Source organism: Kocuria rosea (assembly GCF_006094695.1).
Classification (GTDB): domain Bacteria; phylum Actinomycetota; class Actinomycetes; order Actinomycetales; family Micrococcaceae; genus Kocuria; species Kocuria rosea.
Genome location: NZ_CP035103.1, coordinates 96,811 through 113,768 on the forward strand (window position 1 = coordinate 96,811; position 16,958 = coordinate 113,768).

The 16,958-nt window shown below is 73.9% G+C and carries 16 protein-coding genes; 10 read left to right on the plus strand and 6 right to left on the minus strand.

All coding sequences use genetic code 11. From position 1 onward, the window contains the following. Window positions 1-14 precede the first annotated feature (14 nt). The 5 genes from EQG70_RS00450 (at window position 15) to EQG70_RS00470 (ending at window position 3,631) form a co-directional block, all read left to right on the plus strand. On the plus strand, window positions 15-1,649 hold the full coding sequence (locus tag EQG70_RS00450; protein WP_109268859.1) for an HNH endonuclease signature motif containing protein: 1,635 nt from the start codon (window positions 15-17) through the stop codon (window positions 1,647-1,649). 61 nt (window positions 1,650-1,710) lie between these two features. Next, the gene (locus tag EQG70_RS00455; protein ID WP_017831771.1) at window positions 1,711-1,962 is read left to right on the plus strand and encodes a DUF3253 domain-containing protein; all 252 of its coding nucleotides are present in this window, start codon (window positions 1,711-1,713) and stop codon (window positions 1,960-1,962) included. 31 nt (window positions 1,963-1,993) lie between these two features. Beyond that, window positions 1,994-2,722, plus strand: coding sequence for a hypothetical protein (locus EQG70_RS00460; RefSeq protein ID WP_109268858.1), 729 nt, complete (start codon window positions 1,994-1,996; stop codon window positions 2,720-2,722). A gap of 9 nt (window positions 2,723-2,731) precedes the next feature. Beyond that, complete coding sequence (locus tag EQG70_RS00465) at window positions 2,732-3,247, plus strand: methylated-DNA--[protein]-cysteine S-methyltransferase (RefSeq protein WP_109268857.1); 516 nt, start codon at window positions 2,732-2,734, stop codon at window positions 3,245-3,247. Window positions 3,248-3,280: 33 nt separating this feature from the next. After that, window positions 3,281-3,631 (plus strand): cupin domain-containing protein, encoded by a 351-nt coding sequence (locus EQG70_RS00470; protein WP_017831774.1) that lies wholly within the window; start codon window positions 3,281-3,283, stop codon window positions 3,629-3,631. 15 nt (window positions 3,632-3,646) lie between these two features. Here the strand turns inward: EQG70_RS00470 and EQG70_RS00475 are convergent, their stop codons facing one another. Continuing rightward, window positions 3,647-4,714, minus strand: coding sequence for a spore photoproduct lyase family protein (locus tag EQG70_RS00475; RefSeq protein WP_031282142.1), 1,068 nt, complete (start codon window positions 4,712-4,714; stop codon window positions 3,647-3,649). Between the two features lie 152 nt (window positions 4,715-4,866). On the opposite strand from EQG70_RS00475, the gene EQG70_RS00480 reads away from it, so the two are divergent. Next, window positions 4,867-6,366 (plus strand): FAD-dependent oxidoreductase, encoded by a 1,500-nt coding sequence (locus EQG70_RS00480; RefSeq protein ID WP_035924238.1) that lies wholly within the window; start codon window positions 4,867-4,869, stop codon window positions 6,364-6,366. Between the two features lie 84 nt (window positions 6,367-6,450). Here the strand turns inward: EQG70_RS00480 and EQG70_RS00485 are convergent, their stop codons facing one another. Beyond that, window positions 6,451-6,672: a hypothetical protein gene (locus EQG70_RS00485; protein WP_017831777.1), complete on the minus strand. Its 222-nt coding sequence runs from the start codon at window positions 6,670-6,672 to the stop codon at window positions 6,451-6,453. 327 nt (window positions 6,673-6,999) lie between these two features. Between EQG70_RS00485 and EQG70_RS00490 the strand changes: the two genes are divergently transcribed. Next, a complete protein-coding gene (locus EQG70_RS00490) occupies window positions 7,000-7,908 on the plus strand; it encodes a PIG-L deacetylase family protein (RefSeq protein WP_017831778.1) in 909 nt (302 codons plus the stop codon). 76 nt (window positions 7,909-7,984) lie between these two features. Here EQG70_RS00490 and EQG70_RS00495 read toward each other — a convergent pair whose 3' ends face one another. Beyond that, the gene (locus EQG70_RS00495) at window positions 7,985-9,340 is read right to left on the minus strand and encodes a glucose-6-phosphate dehydrogenase (protein ID WP_017831779.1); all 1,356 of its coding nucleotides are present in this window, start codon (window positions 9,338-9,340) and stop codon (window positions 7,985-7,987) included. A gap of 93 nt (window positions 9,341-9,433) precedes the next feature. Between EQG70_RS00495 and EQG70_RS00500 the strand changes: the two genes are divergently transcribed. Both EQG70_RS00500 and EQG70_RS00505 read left to right on the plus strand, forming a co-directional pair. Beyond that, the gene (locus EQG70_RS00500) at window positions 9,434-11,389 is read left to right on the plus strand and encodes a glycoside hydrolase family 15 protein (RefSeq protein WP_017831780.1); all 1,956 of its coding nucleotides are present in this window, start codon (window positions 9,434-9,436) and stop codon (window positions 11,387-11,389) included. A 102-nt stretch (window positions 11,390-11,491) separates the two neighbouring features. Beyond that, window positions 11,492-12,385, plus strand: coding sequence for a fructosamine kinase family protein (locus tag EQG70_RS00505; RefSeq protein ID WP_035924234.1), 894 nt, complete (start codon window positions 11,492-11,494; stop codon window positions 12,383-12,385). Window positions 12,386-12,422: 37 nt separating this feature from the next. Here EQG70_RS00505 and EQG70_RS00510 read toward each other — a convergent pair whose 3' ends face one another. Further along, window positions 12,423-13,331, minus strand: a complete 909-nt coding sequence (locus tag EQG70_RS00510) for a tryptophan-rich sensory protein (RefSeq protein ID WP_017831782.1) — start codon at window positions 13,329-13,331, stop codon at window positions 12,423-12,425. 233 nt (window positions 13,332-13,564) lie between these two features. Between EQG70_RS00510 and EQG70_RS00515 the strand changes: the two genes are divergently transcribed. Beyond that, on the plus strand, window positions 13,565-14,848 hold the full coding sequence (locus tag EQG70_RS00515) for a saccharopine dehydrogenase NADP-binding domain-containing protein (protein WP_109243565.1): 1,284 nt from the start codon (window positions 13,565-13,567) through the stop codon (window positions 14,846-14,848). Between the two features lie 90 nt (window positions 14,849-14,938). Here the strand turns inward: EQG70_RS00515 and EQG70_RS00520 are convergent, their stop codons facing one another. After that, window positions 14,939-16,114, minus strand: coding sequence for a zinc-dependent alcohol dehydrogenase (locus EQG70_RS00520; protein WP_109268856.1), 1,176 nt, complete (start codon window positions 16,112-16,114; stop codon window positions 14,939-14,941). A gap of 71 nt (window positions 16,115-16,185) precedes the next feature. Beyond that, window positions 16,186-16,917 carry a hypothetical protein gene (locus tag EQG70_RS00525; RefSeq protein WP_109268855.1) on the minus strand — a complete coding sequence of 244 codons (732 nt, stop codon included), beginning with the start codon at window positions 16,915-16,917 and terminating at the stop codon, window positions 16,186-16,188. Window positions 16,918-16,958 lie beyond the last annotated feature (41 nt).

Below are 16,958 nucleotides of genomic sequence, written 5' to 3' on the forward strand. Positions count from 1 at the left end.
TGGGACCATGAACCATGGCCGCCACCGCCGTTCCGCCGCGAAGCCTGGAGGACGCCCTCCGGGAGGAGACGGACCTGGCCGAGATCGGCGAGGAGTTCTCCGCCGGCGTGCGGGCCCTGGTCGAGGAGTCCCGCGCGGAGGCCCGGGCCGCGGGGCGCCAGTACCGGCTGCTCCACCGGCTCTGGCAGCTGCAGGAGGAGGCCCGGGAGCAGCGCTGGATGGTGGAGGCGCTCTGGATGCGCCGCGAGGCGGACCGGCTGGGCCCGCACTCCCTCGAGCCCGCTGAGCAGACGGTGCGGGACGTGGCCGATGAGATCGGTCCGGCCCTCCGGCTCCCCGCGGGCACCGCGCTGCGCCGTGTCGAGGACGCCGTGCTGCTCGCGGAGTCCCTGCCCGAGGTCCTCGAGGCGCTCGAGCAGGGCCAGGTGGGCTTCCGGCAGGCGGGAGTGCTCGTCGAGCTGTGGCGCGAGCTGGTGTGGGACGCCGCCGGTCTCCCGCCGGAGCAGCGGGCGCCGGTCCAGGCCGTCCAGCGGATCGTCGACGAGCTGCTCCTCCGGGCCCATGGCAGCACCGTGGCCCAGCTGCGCGCCCTCGCCCGCCGACGCCGCGCAGGTCTGCTGCGGGAGACCGAGGAGCAGCGCCACCGGCTGGCGCTGCGGGACCGGCGCGTGTGGGTCGAACCCCGGGAGGACGGCATGGCGCAGCTGTGCGCCCTCCTGGACGCGGCCACCGCGCACGCCATCCAGGACCGCCTCGACACGCTGGTCGACCGGGCGGTCACCGCGGTCCCGCCCGAGGTCCTCCCCGCAGATGTCGTGGCCACGGCATCGCCCGCGTCGTCCGCCGCGGGCGCCCCGGACGGCGGACCGTCGGATCCCACCGTCGGGGCTCCGGAGCGCCGCACGGTGCCCCAGCTGCGCGCCGACGTGCTGGTGGACCTCCTGCTCGACGGCGAGCCCGCCGACCTGCCCGACCGTCTTCGCGGCATCCGCGGGCACGTCACGGTCACCGTGCCCGCTCTCGCGCTCCTCGAGAACGCCGGGACGCTGCCCCCCGGTTCCATCGAGGGCCTGCCGCGCACTCCCCGCTGTGCGGAGCTGGAGGGCTACGGGCCCATCCCGGTCGGTCTCGCGGAGCGGATCGCGGCACGCGCGCCCTCCTGGTCACGGATCCTCACCCATCCCGTCACGGGGACCGTCCTGGACCGGGACCGCAGCACCTATGCCGTGCCCGCCGATCTCAAGCACCGGCTGCGAGCCAGGGACGGCACGTGCCGCTTCCCGGGCTGTCGACGCCGGGCGTCGCGGTGCGACCTCGACCACACCGTCGCCTGGGCGGACGGCGGCCGGACCTCGGCGGACAACCTCGCACACCTGTGCCGGCACCACCACCTGCTCAAGCACCGGGACGGTCCGCTGGGCCGGTGGCGGGTGGAGCACGTGGCCCCCGAGCGCCCGGCCCCTGAACTGCACGACCACGGGGTGCTGGAGTGGACCTCGCCTGCAGGGCAGGTCCACCGGACCTATCCGCAGGAGCACCACCATCCGGTCCCGGAGCGCGCACCGTACTTCCTCGCGGTCCCCGCTCCGCCCTGTGCCCCGCGCGCCGCTCCTCGGCCTGGTCCGGCCGACGACCCGCCGCCGTTCTGACATCCTGGAGGCGGGGCCCGGCCCCTGGACCCTAGACCTCGGTGAGACGGAGGAGCTGCCCGTGACCACCCCGTCGCCCAGCGAGGTGCGCTCGGTGCTGCTCGACCTGGTCCGCCGCCGCGGGTCCGGGAAGACCGTGTGTCCTTCCGAGGCCGCCCGCGCTCTGGCCGCCGAGGGCTGGCGGGACCTGATGGAGGACGTGCGTCAGGAGGCGTACCGGATGGCCGACGCCGGGCTCGTGGACATCACCCAGCAGGGCCGCGTGGTCGACGGCCGGACAGCCCGCGGGCCGATCCGCGTCCGACTCCGCTGAGCAGGGCGCGCGCCCGGGTAGCGTGGGGGTCATGACGTTCCCACCCATCAGCGCCCTCCTCGGGTCCGCCGCCCGGGCGCCGTTCGTCCTGCTCAAGCAGTTCCGGCCCCAGCGGCCCATCCACTCGGAGGGCGTCGGGCTCGAGGGCGTCCTGATCCGCACGGGCGGCGGCACCAGTGGCATCCACTGGATCGACGAAGCCGGGGAGGATCCCGTGCGGGCCCGTTTCTCCCGCTCGATCGGCTTCCCGCAGGGGTGGCCGGACATCCTGGGCCTCGCCCTGCGCTGCCCCGTCCCGCCCTCCGGGCAGATGGAGGGCCGCAGCGACGGCCGGGCCGACATCCTCCTCGCGACCGCCGGCGAGGGGCGGTTCTCCCGCTTCGTCCCGACCTTCCACCGGCACGTGCCGGACAGCGCGTTCGCCTCCTTCATGCCCTACCGGGCTCTCGGCGGCCCGGTGCTGGTCGCCGCCCACCCCGAGCCGCGCACAGAGCGCCTGCCGGCCCGCCCCGACCTCTTCCGGGCGTCGGTCGCCGCCGAGCCCTGGGTCCTCGGACTGTACTGGGCCACACCGCTCGGGCCGTGGCAGCGCTTCGGGACGGTCGAGCTCGGTCCCGGCGCGCCGTTCGAGGACGACGAACGGTTCGACCCCCTGCTCAACGTCCCCACGGGCGCCGAGAACTACGGGTGGACCTACCGGCTGCGGGAACCGTCCTACACCCTGGCCCGCGCCCCGCGGAGGCCGCTGGGCCGGGCGTAGAATCGGCCCATGGCACTGAGACTGAGCCCGGCGCCCACCACCGCGACCGTCCGGCGTCACGCTCTGGTGGAGTCGCCCATCGGCCCGCTGGCTCTCGTGGAGGAGGCGGGGGCGCTCGTGGCCCTCTCCGTCGAGGGTGCACGCCAGGGACCGGTCCCCGCCTCCTTCGGGGCGCGCGACGACAGCCTCCTCCCGCACGTCCGCGAGCAGCTCGGCGAGTACTTCGCGGGACGGCTGCAGGAGTTCGACGCCGACGTCGTCCTCCACGGGACGCCGTTCCAGGTGCGCGTGTGGAACGCCCTCGCGCAGATCCCGTACGGCACGACCGGCACCTACGGGCAGGTGGCCCGCGCCGTCGGGGCACCCCGGGCCGCTCAGGCGGTCGGGGCGGCCAACGGCCGCAACCCCGTCAGCCTGCTGGTCCCGTGCCACCGGATCATCGGCGCCAACGGGCGGCTGACCGGCTACGCCGGCGGCATGGAACGCAAGGAGTACCTGCTGCGCCTCGAGGGCGCGCTGCTCTGAACCCGCACCGCTGACGCGCCACCAGGAGGACCCATGACCCGCCTCGACGACCTCGCCACCGCCAATCTCACCAAGGCGCGTGCCTCCGGCGCCGGGCGCAGCGCGGAGCTCGTGGTCCACGACGGCGTGCTGCGGCAGACGATGATGGCGCTGTGCGCCGGCAAGGAGCTCGCCGAGCACGTCTCCCCGCCCGCCGCCACCCTCCAGCTGCTGCGCGGCCGGGTCCGGGTGCTCAAGCGCGGCCAGCTCGCCGAGGAGCTCACGGCAGGGGAGCTGCTGTCCCTCACCGACTCCCGCCACTCGGTGGAGGCGCTGGAGGACTCGGTGTTCCTGCTGACCACCGTCTCCCGGCCCTCGGACGGCTACGACCCCCGGGTGGCGTGACCCGCGGGCTCCGGCTCAGAACGCGTAGCGGACGTCGCAGTACGGCAGCTTCTCGTGGAGCAGGTCCAGGAACTGCTCCAGGTACCGCTGCTTGTCCCGGAACCGGTACCGCACGTTGAGGGCCCCGTTCTGGGAGCGCTTGGTCTCCTGGAGATCCGGGCGCCACAGCACCTCCTCGGCCTTGGGGTGCCACTGCGTGTTGACCTCGTGGAGCTGGGCGTTGTGGGTCAGGAAGATGACCTCCGAGGCCAGCTGGTCCTTGGCCGCCGCGCTGAGACCGTCGTCGAGCTGCTCGAAGAGCTCGGCCCAGTCCTCCAGCCACGTGTCCGTGACGATCACCGGCGAGAAGTTCACGTGCACCTCGTAGCCGGCCGCCACGAAGTCGTCGATGGCGGCGATCCGCTCCGGCACCGGCGTGGTCCGGATGTCCGTGAGCTTGGCCAGGTGCGCCGGCATCAGCGAGAACCGCACCCGGGTCCGTCCCTGCGGGTCCCAGTCCAGCAGCTCCCGGTTGACGTACTTCGTGGCGAAGGACGCCTTGGCCGTGGGGTGGCGGCGGAACAGGTCCACGAGGTCCTGCACGTTGTCGCTGAGCAGGGCGTCCACCGAGCAGTCGCTGTTCTCCCCGAGGTCGTAGACCCACGCGTCCGGGTCGCACTGGTTGGGCTCCGGCTTGGTGCCCTGCCGGCCGATGTGCCGGTCCAGGTAGCCGGTGATCTGCTCGATGTTGGCGAAGACCGTCACCGGGTTGCTGTAGCCCTTCCGGCGCGGGACGTAGCAGTAGGCGCACGCCATGGCGCACCCGTTGGCCGTGGACGGCGCGATGAAGTCCGCCGACCGGCCGTTGGGCCGCGCCGCCAGCGACTTCTTGACCCCCAGCACCAGGGCCTCGCGCTTGATCCGCACCCACCGCCGCGCGTTGGTCTCGTCCCCGTGCAGCTCCGGGATCTGCCAGTGGCTCGGGACCTCCACCAGGGTGGCGTCCGGCCACCGTTCGAGGACCTGCCGCCCCCGGGGCAGCTCGGCGGCGGCCGGCTCGTAGTAGATGCGGGTGATGTCGACCATGGACGGTTCCGGGGGCATGCGGACGAGTCTAGGAACCGCCACCGACAGCGGGCTCGCGGAGTCCTCCCCGGGAATGGACAGTGGACTTCACACCTGATGGCCGACAGGATGGCACCAAAGTGCGACCGCAACGACCACTCCGGCAGCAGCGACCACGAGGGAGTTCCTCCATGAGATCCGTATGGCTCGACACGTACGAGGTGCCGTCCACCGCGACGGACCGGTTCGTCCCCGGCGCGCACTACGACACGGTGGTCGCAGGTGCCGGGCTGACCGGGCTGACCACCGCGGTGCTGCTGGCGCGTGCGGGCCAGCGGGTCGCCGTGCTCGAGGCGCGTTCCGTCGGGGCCGTCACCACGGGCAACACCACGGCGAAGCTGTCCCTGCTGCAGGGCACCACGCTTTCCCAGATCCACCGGCACCAGTCGGACGAGGTGCTGCGTGCCTACGCGGACGGGAACCGCGAGGGGATGGACTGGCTGGTCCGGTTCCTCGAGGAGCGCGGGGTCCCGTTCCAGCGCCGCGACGCCTACACCTACGCCACGACCTCGAAGGGCGCCTCCGCGCTGCGCAAGGAGCTCGAGGCCGCCCGCATCGCCGGGCTGCACATGAACTGGACCCGGGACACCGGCCTCCCCTACAAGGTCTCCGGGGCCATCACGATGCCGGACCAGGTCCAGTTCCACCCGATGGAGGTGCTCGGCGCCCTCGTCGCCGAGCTGAAGGAGCACGGCGGCACGCTCGTGGAGGGGGTCCGGATCACCGGGGCCGGTGTCCGCTCACCCCTCTCGGTGCAGACCTCGCACGGCCCGGTGCGGGCCGACCGGCTCGTGCTCGCCACGGGCACCCCGGTCCTGGACCGCGGCGGGTACTTCGCGAAGCTCTCCCCGAACCGCTCCTACGCCCTGACCTACCGGGTCCCCGGGGCGCCGGGGTCCGTCCCGGAGGGCATGTACATCACCGCGGACAGCCCCACCCGCACGCTGCGCACCGTGCCGGTCGGCGGGGAGGAGCTGCTCCTGGTGGGCGGCAACGACCACGTGGTGGGACGGTCCGCCTCCCCGCAGGCGGCCGTGGACGACCTCGAGTCCTGGACGCAGCGCTGGTTCCCGGGGGCCGAGCGCACGCACGTGTGGGCGGCCCAGGACTACGAGTCGGTCAACCTCATCCCCTTCATCGGCACCCTGCCCCGCGGCGGCGGCAACATCTATCTCGCCACCGGCTACAACAAGTGGGGGATGAGCAACGCCGTCGCCGCCGCGATCGCGCTGAACGCCGAGATCCTCGGCGGCAGCGTGCCGTGGGCCGAGACGCTGGGCCGGCGCATGACCTCGCCGTCGGACATCCTCACCGCCCTGCGCGTCAACGCGGGGGTGGGCCTCAACGCGCCCAAGGACTGGCTCAGGGCCGAGCTCAAGGAGCTGCCGGCCGGGACGCCCGCGGAGGGGCAGGGTGTCGTCGGACGCGAGCACGGCCGCCCCGTGGGCGTGTCCACCGTCGACGGCACCACCTGCAAGGTCTCCGGCGTCTGCACGCACCTCGGCGGCGTGCTGCGCTGGAACGACGCCGAGCGCTCGTGGGACTGCCCCCTGCACGGCTCCCGCTTCGCCGCCGACGGCTCCCTGCTCGAGGGCCCTGCCGTGAAGGACCTGCCTCGGGCCAGGCGCTGAGCCCGGTCCCGGACACGGCGGCGGCCCCCACCCGCAGAGGGGTGGGGGCCGCCGCGGCGTCCGGGGACGCGCTGTCCCGGGGACCTACTTCTTGGAGGAGGTCTCCTCGAGCTTCAGCGCGACGCCGATCGCGAAGAAGGTCGGCGTCCACTCGCCCACGAACAGGCCCCAGCGGTCGGCCTGGGGCTTGGACTTGCTCTTGCCGAGGCTGGCCGCCCAGGAGAGGACGGACAGGCCGATGGAGGCGAAGCCCGCCGCGTAGGCGTGCTCGCTGCGGACACCAAGGTTCTGGATCGTGCTGATCATGGACGTACCTCTTTCCTGTGGTGGTCACCGTGAACGGTGAACTCCTCGAGCGGTGTCCGCCCAGTCTCACACGAAACGGAGCAATACGAAAGCAGGCTGACTATAAAGTTGGCCAGGTGCGTCGCCGGCCGATGTGGGCGGATGTGGGGTCGTCCGAACGGCCATTAACGGATGCAAAAAACTGTTTCCTCATGCAAACTGATCCATACCCGACCCGGTGGTGACCACCGCGGCGGGGTGGACGTCGAACCGGTCGGGGGGCCGGTGGCGTCATCGACCCGGAGCGAAGGAGCTTCCGGGCCGGGCCGATCATTCCTGGGGGGAAAAATGCTGCCATCCGTCGTGGGTGCTCTGCTGAGCACCGTCGTCCTCGTCTACGTCCTGTCGAACGCCGCCTACACGCGGCACAAGCGGTTCATCGCCGGGGCCAGGTCGTTGCGCCAGGCCATCGTCGCCGTGTACGCGGTGCTGCTGGTGCTCAACCTGTGGTGCGCCACGATCATGCCCGTGACCCTGGTCTGCGACGCGATCGCGGTGGCCACCCTGGTCGCCACCGGGGTCTTCGGCTTCGTCATCGCCGAGCGGCGGATCCCCGCCACCACCGTGGTCGAGCGCCGGAAGGTGCTGGCTGTGGGGGCGCACCCGGACGACCTCGAGCTCGCCTGCGGGGCGACCCTGGCCAAGCTGGTCGACACCGGCCACGAGGTCCGCGGCCTGGTGATGAGCTCCGGGGAGGTCGGCGGCAACGCCGGGCTGCGCCCGGCCGAGGCCCAGCGCGGCGCCTCGTTCCTGGGGCTGACGGGTCTGCGGGTGCACGAGTTCCCGGACACGAAGCTGGAGACGGTCACCAACGACATGGTCCGGGCCATCGAGGCCGCGATCCGGGAGTTCGAGCCGGACGTGATCTTCACCCACTCGGCCCACGACCAGCACCAGGACCACTACGCGGTGCACCAGGCCACCTTGCGCGCCGCCCGGGCCCACCACTCGATCCTGTGCTTCGAGTCCCCGTCGGTGACCCGCGACTTCGACCCGTCCGTGTTCGTGGACATCGACGGCTACGTCGACGTCAAGGTCGAGGCCGTGCTCTCCCACCGGGACCAGGCCGGCAAGCCCTACATGACCCCCGGGCGGGTGCGCGGGATGGCCGCCTTCCGCGGGGCGCAGGCCAAGAACACCAACGCGGAGGCCTTCGAGCCGGTCCGCCTGCTCGGCTCCGCGATCGGCGACCTCTAGTCCCCGGGGTGCCAGGGGCCGGGCGGCCGGGGCGTTCCCGCGGACGCCCCGGCCACGGTCCGGCCGGCGCCGCCGCTCAGACGGGGCCGGAGCTGCCGGCCGGGTACTCGAGCAGCGGGACCCGGCCGTCCTCGAAGGCGGCCAGCACCTCGTCGACGATGCGCCACCCCTGCTCCGCCGCGTCCCCGCGGACGCCGAAGGTGTGGTCGCCCTCGAGGACGCCCCGCAGCACGCTGCCGTAGGCCGTCAGGCCTGGCCTGGCCATCCCGGACGAGAGCGTCACCCGGGTCATGCCCCGGGAGTCGAAGGGCCCGCCCACGTTCAGCTCCAGGGTCAGCTGCTCCTCCTCGAGGCCCATGCGCAGGACGTCCGGCGCGACGTCCCCGGAGCGGGGCAGCTGCTCGTAGTCGTGCGGCGGGCGGCGGAACGTGATGGCGATCTCCTGACGGGGGTTGCCGATCGCCTTGCCCGAGCGCAGGGTGACGGGCACGCCGTTCCAGCGCCACGTGTCGACCTCGAGGACCACCTGCGCGAACGTCTCCGTCCCGCGCTCCGGGTCCACGCCGTCCTCGGCCGCATAGTCGGGCAGCTCACGGCCGTCCACGCTGCCGGCGGTGTAGCGGCCCCGGGTCGCGGCGCCCGCCGCGTCGCCCTGCCAGAGCTTCGTGGCCCGCAGCACGTGGCTGGTCAGCGTGGGGATCTCCACCTGGTCGAAGGAGGAGGGCGGTTCCATCATGACGAGGGCCATGACCTGCAGCAGGTGGGACTGGATCATGTCCCGCAGCGCCCCCGTGGCCTCGTAGAAGCCCGCGCGGCCCTCCAGGCCCAGGGTCTCGTCGAAGACGATCTCCACGGACTCCACGTGCTCCCGGCTCATGAGCGGCTCCAGCAGCCGGTTGGCGAAGCGCAGCCCCACGAAGTTGAGCACCGCCGGCATGCCCAGGAAGTGGTCCACCCGGAAGGTCCGCTCCTCGGGGACGAGCCGGCCCACGAGCCGGTTCAGCTCCCGTGCGGTCCGCGTGTCGGAGCCGATCGGCTTCTCGAGGGCCAGCACCAGGTCCTCCGGCAGGTCCAGCCCGGCCATGACCTCGCACGCCTGCGCGGTGACCGCGGGAGGCAGGGCGAAGTACAGGCAGACGGGGCCCTCGACGTCGTCGAGCAGCCGTTCGAGGTCCCCGGCGTCGGTGACGTCGCCCGCCACGTAGCGGGCGGTCTCCCGGGTGTGCGCGGCGGCGGGCCCGCTCGCGCCGACGGAGTCGAAGGCCTCGGCCACGACCTGTGCCCAGTCCTCCGCGGGTTCCCGCGAGGAGCCGACCACGTCGATGCGCAGCTCCGGGGCCGAGCTCAGGAGCGTGCCCAGGCCCGGCAGGAGCAGGCGGGACGTGAGGTCGCCGGTGGCGCCGAAGATGATCAGGGTCCTGATGCTTGTCATGCCAGCACGGTACCCCGGGGTCCCAGGCGGACGCCTCGCGTGCCCCTGGCCTGCGCCGACCGGACGCCCGGCCGCGGCTGGTTGAATGGGCGGATGAACGACGACGCGAACCGGCCCCGGTCCACCCCTCTGGAGGACTACGCGCTCCTGTCCGACCTGCACACGGGGCCGCTCGTGTCCCGGGACGGCAGCGTCGACTGGCTGTGCTTCCCCCGCTTCGACTCCCCGTCGGTCTTCGCGGCCCTGCTGGGCACGCCCGAGGACGGACGCTGGAAGCTCTCCGCCGTCGACGGCGTGGTCACGTCGCGCCGCTACCTGCCCCGCACCTTCGTGCTGGAGACGACGTGGCGCACCCCCACCGGGACCGTCGTGGTGACCGACTTCCTGCCCCCGGCGGCCGCCGGCGACGACCACCCCGACCACGCCGACCTCGTGCGGCGGGTCGAGTGCGTCTCGGGGACGGTCGAGGTGGAGCACGACCTGAGGATCCGCTTCGACTACGGGCGCGCCGTGCCCTGGACGCGGCGGGTCGACATCGACGGCAACGGCACCTGCGGGCAGCTCTCCATCGCCGGCCCCGACGCCCTGCTCCTGACCGGGCCGATGCTGCACCCCGAGGACTTCCCCCGCGTCGAGCCGCTCGAGGACGCCGCCCCGGACGCGGCCCCAGCCGCCGCCCCGGAGCAGCCCGGGGACCTCGACGAGGACGAGGGTGCCGTGGCCGACCGGCTCGGCGGGCGCTTCGGGCTCTCGGCCGGGGAGTCCCTCGACTGGGTGCTGACCTGGCACGAGTCCCACCACGGGCTGCCCACCCCCGTGGACCCCGCCGACGCCCTCGACCGCGCGGTGTCCTTCTGGACCGAGTGGTCCTCCCACGTGGGAACCCACAAGCGCCACGAGCAGGCCGTCCTGCGCTCGCTGCTCGTGCTGCGGGCCCTCACCCACCGCGGGACCGGCGGGATCGTCGCGGCCCCCACCACCTCCCTGCCCGAGGAGTTCGGGGGCAGCCGCAACTGGGACTACCGCTACACGTGGCTCCGGGACGCGGCACTGACCATCGAGGTGCTCGTCGCCCACGACTTCACCGACGGCGCGCTGCTCTGGCGCAACTGGCTGCTGCGGGCCGTGGCCGGGGATCCCGACCAGGTCCAGATCATGTACGGCCTGGCGGGGGAGCGCCGGCTGCCCGAGAGCGAGCTGGGCCACCTCGGCGGGTACGAGGGCTCGGCTCCGGTGCGGATCGGCAACGGCGCCGTGGGCCAGTTCCAGTCGGACGTCGTCGGGGAGGTCATGCTCGCGCTCGCCGCCCTCCGGGACGCCGGCGTGGAGGAGGACCGGTGGTCCTGGGGGTTGCAGAAGAACCTGCTGCGCTTCTGCGAGCGCAACTTCGACCGGGCCGGCCACGGGATCTGGGAGATGCGCGGGTCCGCCGCGTTCTTCGTGCACGGGCGCGCCATGATGTGGGCGGCCTTCGACCAGGGCGTGCGCGCCGTCGAGGAGCACGGGTTCTCCGGGCCGGTGGAGCGGTGGCGTGAGCTGCGGGACCGGCTGTGCGCCGAGATCCTGGAGCACGGCTTCGACACGGAGCTGAACACGTTCACGCAGACCTACGACAACACCGAGGTGGACGCCTCGCTGCTGCAGCTGCCGCACACGGGCTTCGTGGCCTACGACGACCCGCGGATGCTCGGCACCGTGGCCCGGATCGAGCGGGACCTGCGGGGGGCGCACGGGCTGGTGCACCGCTACCGGACCGCCTCCGGCCTGGACGGTCTGGAGGGCGACGAGTACCCCTTCCTCATCTGCACGTTCTGGCTCGTGGAGCAGTACGCGCGCAGCGGCCGGGTGGAGGACGCCGGTGAGCTCCTGGAGCAGCTCGCGGGCTACGCCAACGACCTCGGCCTCTACGCCGAGGAGTTCGACCCCGTCAGCGGGCGGCTCGCCGGGAACTTCCCCCAGGCGTTCAGCCACCTCGGGTTCATCCGCGCCGTCGACGCCGTGGTGCGGGCACGGGCCGGCGTGGACCTCACGGATCGGCTCCAGACGTAGGCGGGACGCGGCGAGGCACCGGCCGGACGCCGGCATGACGCCGGCAGGGTCTCCCCGCGGAGCACGGGCACGGAGCAGGACGCATCGATCAGGACGGACAGCATGAGCACCTTCGACCGGGCGGCCGATCTGCCGCACGACCTCACCGACGAGCTCCTCGACGGCCTCGGGGTGGAACGGGCCACCCCGCTGGGCGGCGGCGACACCGCGGCGGCCTTCCGCCTGGAGACGGCGCGGGGGCCCCTGTTCGCGAAGACCATGGCGGACCCGCCCGCCGGGATGATGGCGGCGGAGGTCGCGGGACTGCACGCCCTGCGGGAGCACGTGCCGGAGTTCCTCGGGGTGCCGGAGGTCGTGCGGTGGACGGACGACGGCATCGTCCTCGAGTGGATCGACGAGGCCCCGGGCCGGCGCCCGTCCGGGACCGAGGTGGAGTGCGGGCGCGGGCTCGCGGCGCTGCACCGGGTGCGGGGGAAGGCCTTCGGCGGGCTCGACCCGGAGCTGCCCGGGCGGATCGGGTCCTTCGCGGTGGACCTGTCCCCGACCCAGGACTGGGCGGCGTTCCTGCTCGACCGGCGGATCCGCCCGCTCCTGCGGGACGCGCTCGGGGCCGGCCGGATCGCCCCGCACGCCGCGGACCTGCTCGAGGAGCTCGCCCCGCGGGCCGAGGAGCTCGCGGGGCCGCCGGAGCCCCCCACCCTGGTGCACGGCGACCTGTGGGCCGGGAACCGGCTCGTGGACGTCCGGGGCCGGAACTGGCTGATCGACCCGTCGGCGCACTGGGGCCACCGCGAGGTCGACATCGCGATGATGCTGCTGTTCGGCGGCTTCGGCGAGGAGTGCCTGGCCGCCTACGACGCCGAGCACCCGCTCGCGCCCGGCTGGCAGGAGCGGGTGCCGTGGTACCAGCTGCCGCCGCTGCTGGTGCACGCCGTCCGGTTCGGCGGCGGCTACGGGGACGCGGCCGTGCGGGCGCTCCGGCAGCTGCGCGGCTGACCGGCCGCGCCGGGAAGCGGCGGCGGGAGCAGGGTCCTCAGCGCTGCTCGCCCACCGCCCGGTCGTCCACGGCCCGGCCGGCCCGGCGCCGCTCCGCCTCGTGCTGGTCGGCATGCTGTGCGCCGGTGCCGGCACCGGCACGGCGGCGGAGGTACGCCGTGGCCAGCACCACCAGGACCGCCGCCGTGGCCGCGCCCCAGGCCAGGAGCACGGACCGCGGCTCGTCCGTGGCCCGGCCGACCGCGATCCAGGACAGCCCCCACGCGGAGGCGGCGGCCACGGCCCAGCGCCCGCCGACCCGCCGCTGGATGGCGGCGACCACCGCCGCGAGCACGAGCACGACGACGACGCCGATCCACTCGGCGCCCCGGCCCTCCTGGGACACGCCCGAGGACACGAGGGCGGCCGCCACGTTGGCCGCCGTCGCGACGGACACCCAGCCCAGGTACAGCCCGAAGGTGCCGTCGACCACGATCAGGTCGAGCGGGCCGCGCCGGCCGGGGACCTCGGTCAGGCGCACCACCAGCAGGCCCAGGACGAGGACCAGGGCGACGATGACCCCGACGCTGGCCCAGATCCAGCCCTGCTGGGTGACCAGCAGCCAGCCGGCGTTGAGGAGCATGGACGCCGCCGCGAGCCGGCCGGTGGCGCGGGCCCGGGGGTCCGTCGTCCGCGAGGGCAGCCACTGCCAGACGGTGTAGGCGAACAGCCCCAGGTAGATGACCGACCAGATCGAGAACGCCGTGCCGGCGGGGGCGAGCAGGGTGGCGTCCGCGGAGAGGCTGCCGCCGGACGACTCCTCGACCCGGGTGCCGAAGACGCCGATGCCGACGAGCGTGCCCAGCAGGCACGCGATCTCGCTGACGGTGACCAGGACCTGGCGGACGCGGTCCGCGCGGGTCGGCCGGAGGTCGGTGCGGCCGGTGCTGACGGGGGAGGCGGTCACGGCGGGGCCTTTCTCGGGTGGCACGGACCGGGGGTCGCGGGTCGGGACTCCCGGGTCGGAGTGCACGGGGTGGAATGTGCGGGTCGGAGTGCGCGGGGTGGAACGTGCGGGTCGGAGTGCGCGGGTCCTCGACCGCCACGGTAGGCCCTGGACCTGACTGCCACCAGGGACGGGGCGCCGGCCGGGGCACCCGTTCCCGGCCGGCGCCCGGGCCGTTCCCCTAGAGTGGCCGGATGGAACCCGAGCAGACGTCCCGGCCCGTCGTGGGCCTTCTCGGCGCCACCGGCATCACCGGGCGCGTGGCACTGGCCCATCTCCTGGCGCGGGCGCCCGAGGCGGGGGTGGACGTCGTCGTCGGCGCCCGTGACCCCGAGCGCGTGCGAGCGCTGTGCGCCGAACGGGACCTCCCCGTCCCCGAGGTCCTGCACGCCGACGTCGCGGAGCCCGGCTCGCTGCGCGCATTCGTCCGGCGGGTCGACGTGCTGGTGAACCTCGCCGGGCCCTACACGCGGCTGGCGCCCCCGGTGCTCGCCGCGTGCGTCGCGGAGGGCACCCACTACCTGGACCTGACGGGCGAGTCGCAGCTCGCCCACCGCACCGACCGGGACCTGCACGAGGCCGCGCGGGCCGCCGGGGTGGCGATCGTGCACACGGCGGGCTTCGAGGCCCTGCCCGCCGACGTCCTCGTCGACGCCGCCCGCCGGCACGCCGCGGCGCGCGGCGAGACGCTGCGCTCCGCGGACCTCGTCACCTCCGTGCGCACGCCGCCGGGGACCGGGTTCTCGGAGTCGGTCTCGGGCGGGACCGTGCAGAGCCTCGTCGAGGTGCTGCGGGACCCGGACCCCGCCCGCACCGGGGACGTCGCCGCCCGTCTCCCGGACCCCGCGCCGGGCAGCGGGACCGCCGCGGACCCCGACGCCGTCCGCGCGACCAGCCCGCTCCGCCTGCGCGCCCGGACCGCCCGCGGCCGGGTGCTCGCGGCCATGAGCCCGCTCGCGGCGATCAATCCCCCGGTGGTGCACCGCACCCAGGCCCTCAGCCCCGTCCCGGGGGCCGCCGCGCACCCCCTGGCCTTCCGCGAGGCCATGGACGTCGGCCGCGCGGGCGGGCTCCGCGGGGCCGGGCGCTTCGCCGCCGCCGTGGCGGTGGCGGTGTTCCAGGCGCTCGCCGGCCTCGCCGCCGCCCTGCCGCACCCGGTGCGGGCGAGGCTCGCCGACGTCCTGGCGGGAGTCCTGCCCCAGGCCGGGACGGGCCCGGCGGGCGACGTGCTCACCGGCTGGTCCTGGACCACCCGCGGGGTGTTCACCACCCACGAGGGCGGCAGCTTCCCCGCCGTGCTGGAGGCGCAGGGCAACCCCGGCTACGGCACCACCCCGTGGCTGACCACGGAGCTCGCCCTGCGCATGGCGGTGCGCGGCGTCCCGGCCGCCGCCCTCGGCTCGAGCACGCCCGCCCTGGCCCTGGACGGCGACCTCGACGCCCTGCTCCCGGCCCGGGTGCGCATCACGGTCGGCTGAGCGCCGTGGACCGGACACCGTGGACGGCGCGCGCCGGCCCCCGTCCCTCACGAGGGACGGGGGCCGGCGGCACGACCGCTGCGGGCGGGACTACGGCTTGAGCACCACCTTGATGCAGCCGTCCTCCTTCTTCTGGAACTTCTCGTACATCTCCGGCGCCTGCGACAGCGGCACCTGGTGGGTCGCCAGGTCGAGGACGCCCAGCGGGTCCGAGGGGTCGTCCACGAGCGGCAGGAGCTCGTCGATCCAGGACTTCACGTTGCACTGGCCCATGCGCAGCTGGACCTGCTTGTCGAACAGCGTGAGCATCGGCATGGGGTCCTTCATGCCGCCGTACACGCCGCTGAGCGAGATCGTGCCGCCGCGCCGGACGGCGTCGATGGCGGTGTAGAGCGCGGTGAGCTTGTCCACCCCTGCCGTCTCCATCGCCTTGCGGCCCAGCGGGGACGGCAGCAGCCCCACCGCCTTGTGGGCCGCGCCGGCCACGTGTGAGCCGTGCGCCTCCATCCCGACCGCGTCCACCACGGAGTCCGGGCCGCGGCCGTCCGTGAGGTCCTTGAGCCGCTCCGCCACGTCGCCCGCGGAGTCCAGCGTCTCGATGCCGTGGCGCTCGGCCATGGCCCGGCGCTCGGCGACCGGGTCCACCGCGAGCACCCGGTAGCCCAGGTGCCGGCCGATCCGGGCGGACATCTGGCCGATCGGGCCCAGCCCCAGCACGGCCAGGGAGCCGCCCTCCGGGGGAGCGGCGTACTTCACGGCCTGCCACGCGGTGGGGACCACGTCGGACAGGTAGAGGTAGCGCTCGTCCTCACCGGTCTCGGGGACCTTGATGGGCCCGTAGTCGGCGTGCGGCACCCGCAGGTACTCGGCCTGCCCACCCGGCACGGAGCCGTAGAGCCGCGAGTAGCCGAGGAACGCCGCGCCGCTGTTGTACTCCCGGACCTGGGTGGTCTCGCACTGCGACTGCAGCCCCTGGTTGCACATGAAGCAGTGCCCGCAGGAGACGTTGAACGGGATGACCACGCGGTCCCCGGCCTTGATGTGGGTGACGGCCGGGCCGACCTCCTCGACGATGCCCATCGGCTCGTGGCCGATGATGTCGCCCTTGTCCATGAACGGGCCCAGCACCTCGTACAGGTGCAGGTCGGACCCGCAGATCCCGGTCGACGTGATCCGCACGATCGCGTCCGTGGGCTCCTGGATCCGCGGATCCGGGACCTCCTCGACGCTCACCGAGCGCTTTCCCTGCCATGTCAGAGCCTTCATCGATCCTCCTTCTCAGAACGGCCCCTCCGGTGCGGAAGGACAGCATGCTGATCTGTTCGGTCCGGCCCAGCCTACTCGGCGGTGTCCGGACGCGCATAGTGCGGGGCCTCGGCCGCGGTCTCGCCCCGGAGGAAGTACGCCCCCACCGAGCCGGCCAGGGTCGCGAAGACGGCCACCGAGTAGAGCGCCAGCACCACCTCCAGCACGCGGGGGAAGCCTCCCTGCGCCCCGAGCTCCCGGCCCGTGACGGTGGCCATCGCCGCGTCGGACAGCGCCGGGCCGTATCCCGCGTAGTGGCCGAGGACGTACAGCAGCTGGCTCGAGACCAGCACGACGACGCCGGTGACCGCCGCGAGCCAGCCGATCCTGCTGGACAGCAGCTTCCCCGCCGAGCGGGAGCCGCGCACCCCGGCCGAGAGCACGCTCCCCGCCCGCGTCAGCCGGGTGAGCCGGAGCAGCCGGGCGGCCTGCAGCGCACGGACGAAGCGCAGGAAGGGCAGCAGCAGGAACAGCACCTGCCACCAGTTGCGCTTCCAGAACCGGGCGGAGAACCCGGCGACGTAGGCCCGGAGCAGGAACTCGCCGACGAACACGGCCCAGAAGAGCCAGCCGACCACGTTGAGGAGGGCCACGAGCCCGGGGTCCTCGGCGAGCAGCTGCCCGAGCACCACGAACAGGAACAGCACGCCCAGCACGCCCATCGGCCGGTCGAGCCGGCGCGCGAGCCCCTCCGCGAGGCCGAGCTGCTCGGCCTCGTCGACCGGCCGCCGGTGCTCGTGCCGGGTGCCGTCGTTCCTCGCCACTGCTGTCCTCTCGGTCGCGCCGGTCTGCTCCTGGCCCACGG

Coding starts and splice junctions, on each gene's coding strand:
- EQG70_RS00450 (WP_109268859.1), top strand. CDS start 15: ATGGCCGCCACCGCCGTTCCGCCGCGAAGCCTGGAGGACGCCCTCCGG.
- EQG70_RS00460 (WP_109268858.1), top strand. CDS start 1,994: ATGACGTTCCCACCCATCAGCGCCCTCCTCGGGTCCGCCGCCCGGGCG.
- EQG70_RS00465 (WP_109268857.1), top strand. CDS start 2,732: ATGGCACTGAGACTGAGCCCGGCGCCCACCACCGCGACCGTCCGGCGT.
- EQG70_RS00470 (WP_017831774.1), top strand. CDS start 3,281: ATGACCCGCCTCGACGACCTCGCCACCGCCAATCTCACCAAGGCGCGT.
- EQG70_RS00475 (WP_031282142.1), bottom strand. CDS start 4,714: ATGCCCCCGGAACCGTCCATGGTCGACATCACCCGCATCTACTACGAG.
- EQG70_RS00480 (WP_035924238.1), top strand. CDS start 4,867: ATGAGATCCGTATGGCTCGACACGTACGAGGTGCCGTCCACCGCGACG.
- EQG70_RS00485 (WP_017831777.1), bottom strand. CDS start 6,672: ATGATCAGCACGATCCAGAACCTTGGTGTCCGCAGCGAGCACGCCTAC.
- EQG70_RS00490 (WP_017831778.1), top strand. CDS start 7,000: ATGCTGCCATCCGTCGTGGGTGCTCTGCTGAGCACCGTCGTCCTCGTC.
- EQG70_RS00495 (WP_017831779.1), bottom strand. CDS start 9,340: ATGACAAGCATCAGGACCCTGATCATCTTCGGCGCCACCGGCGACCTC.
- EQG70_RS00500 (WP_017831780.1), top strand. CDS start 9,434: ATGAACGACGACGCGAACCGGCCCCGGTCCACCCCTCTGGAGGACTAC.
- EQG70_RS00505 (WP_035924234.1), top strand. CDS start 11,492: ATGAGCACCTTCGACCGGGCGGCCGATCTGCCGCACGACCTCACCGAC.
- EQG70_RS00515 (WP_109243565.1), top strand. CDS start 13,565: ATGGAACCCGAGCAGACGTCCCGGCCCGTCGTGGGCCTTCTCGGCGCC.
- EQG70_RS00520 (WP_109268856.1), bottom strand. CDS start 16,114: ATGAAGGCTCTGACATGGCAGGGAAAGCGCTCGGTGAGCGTCGAGGAG.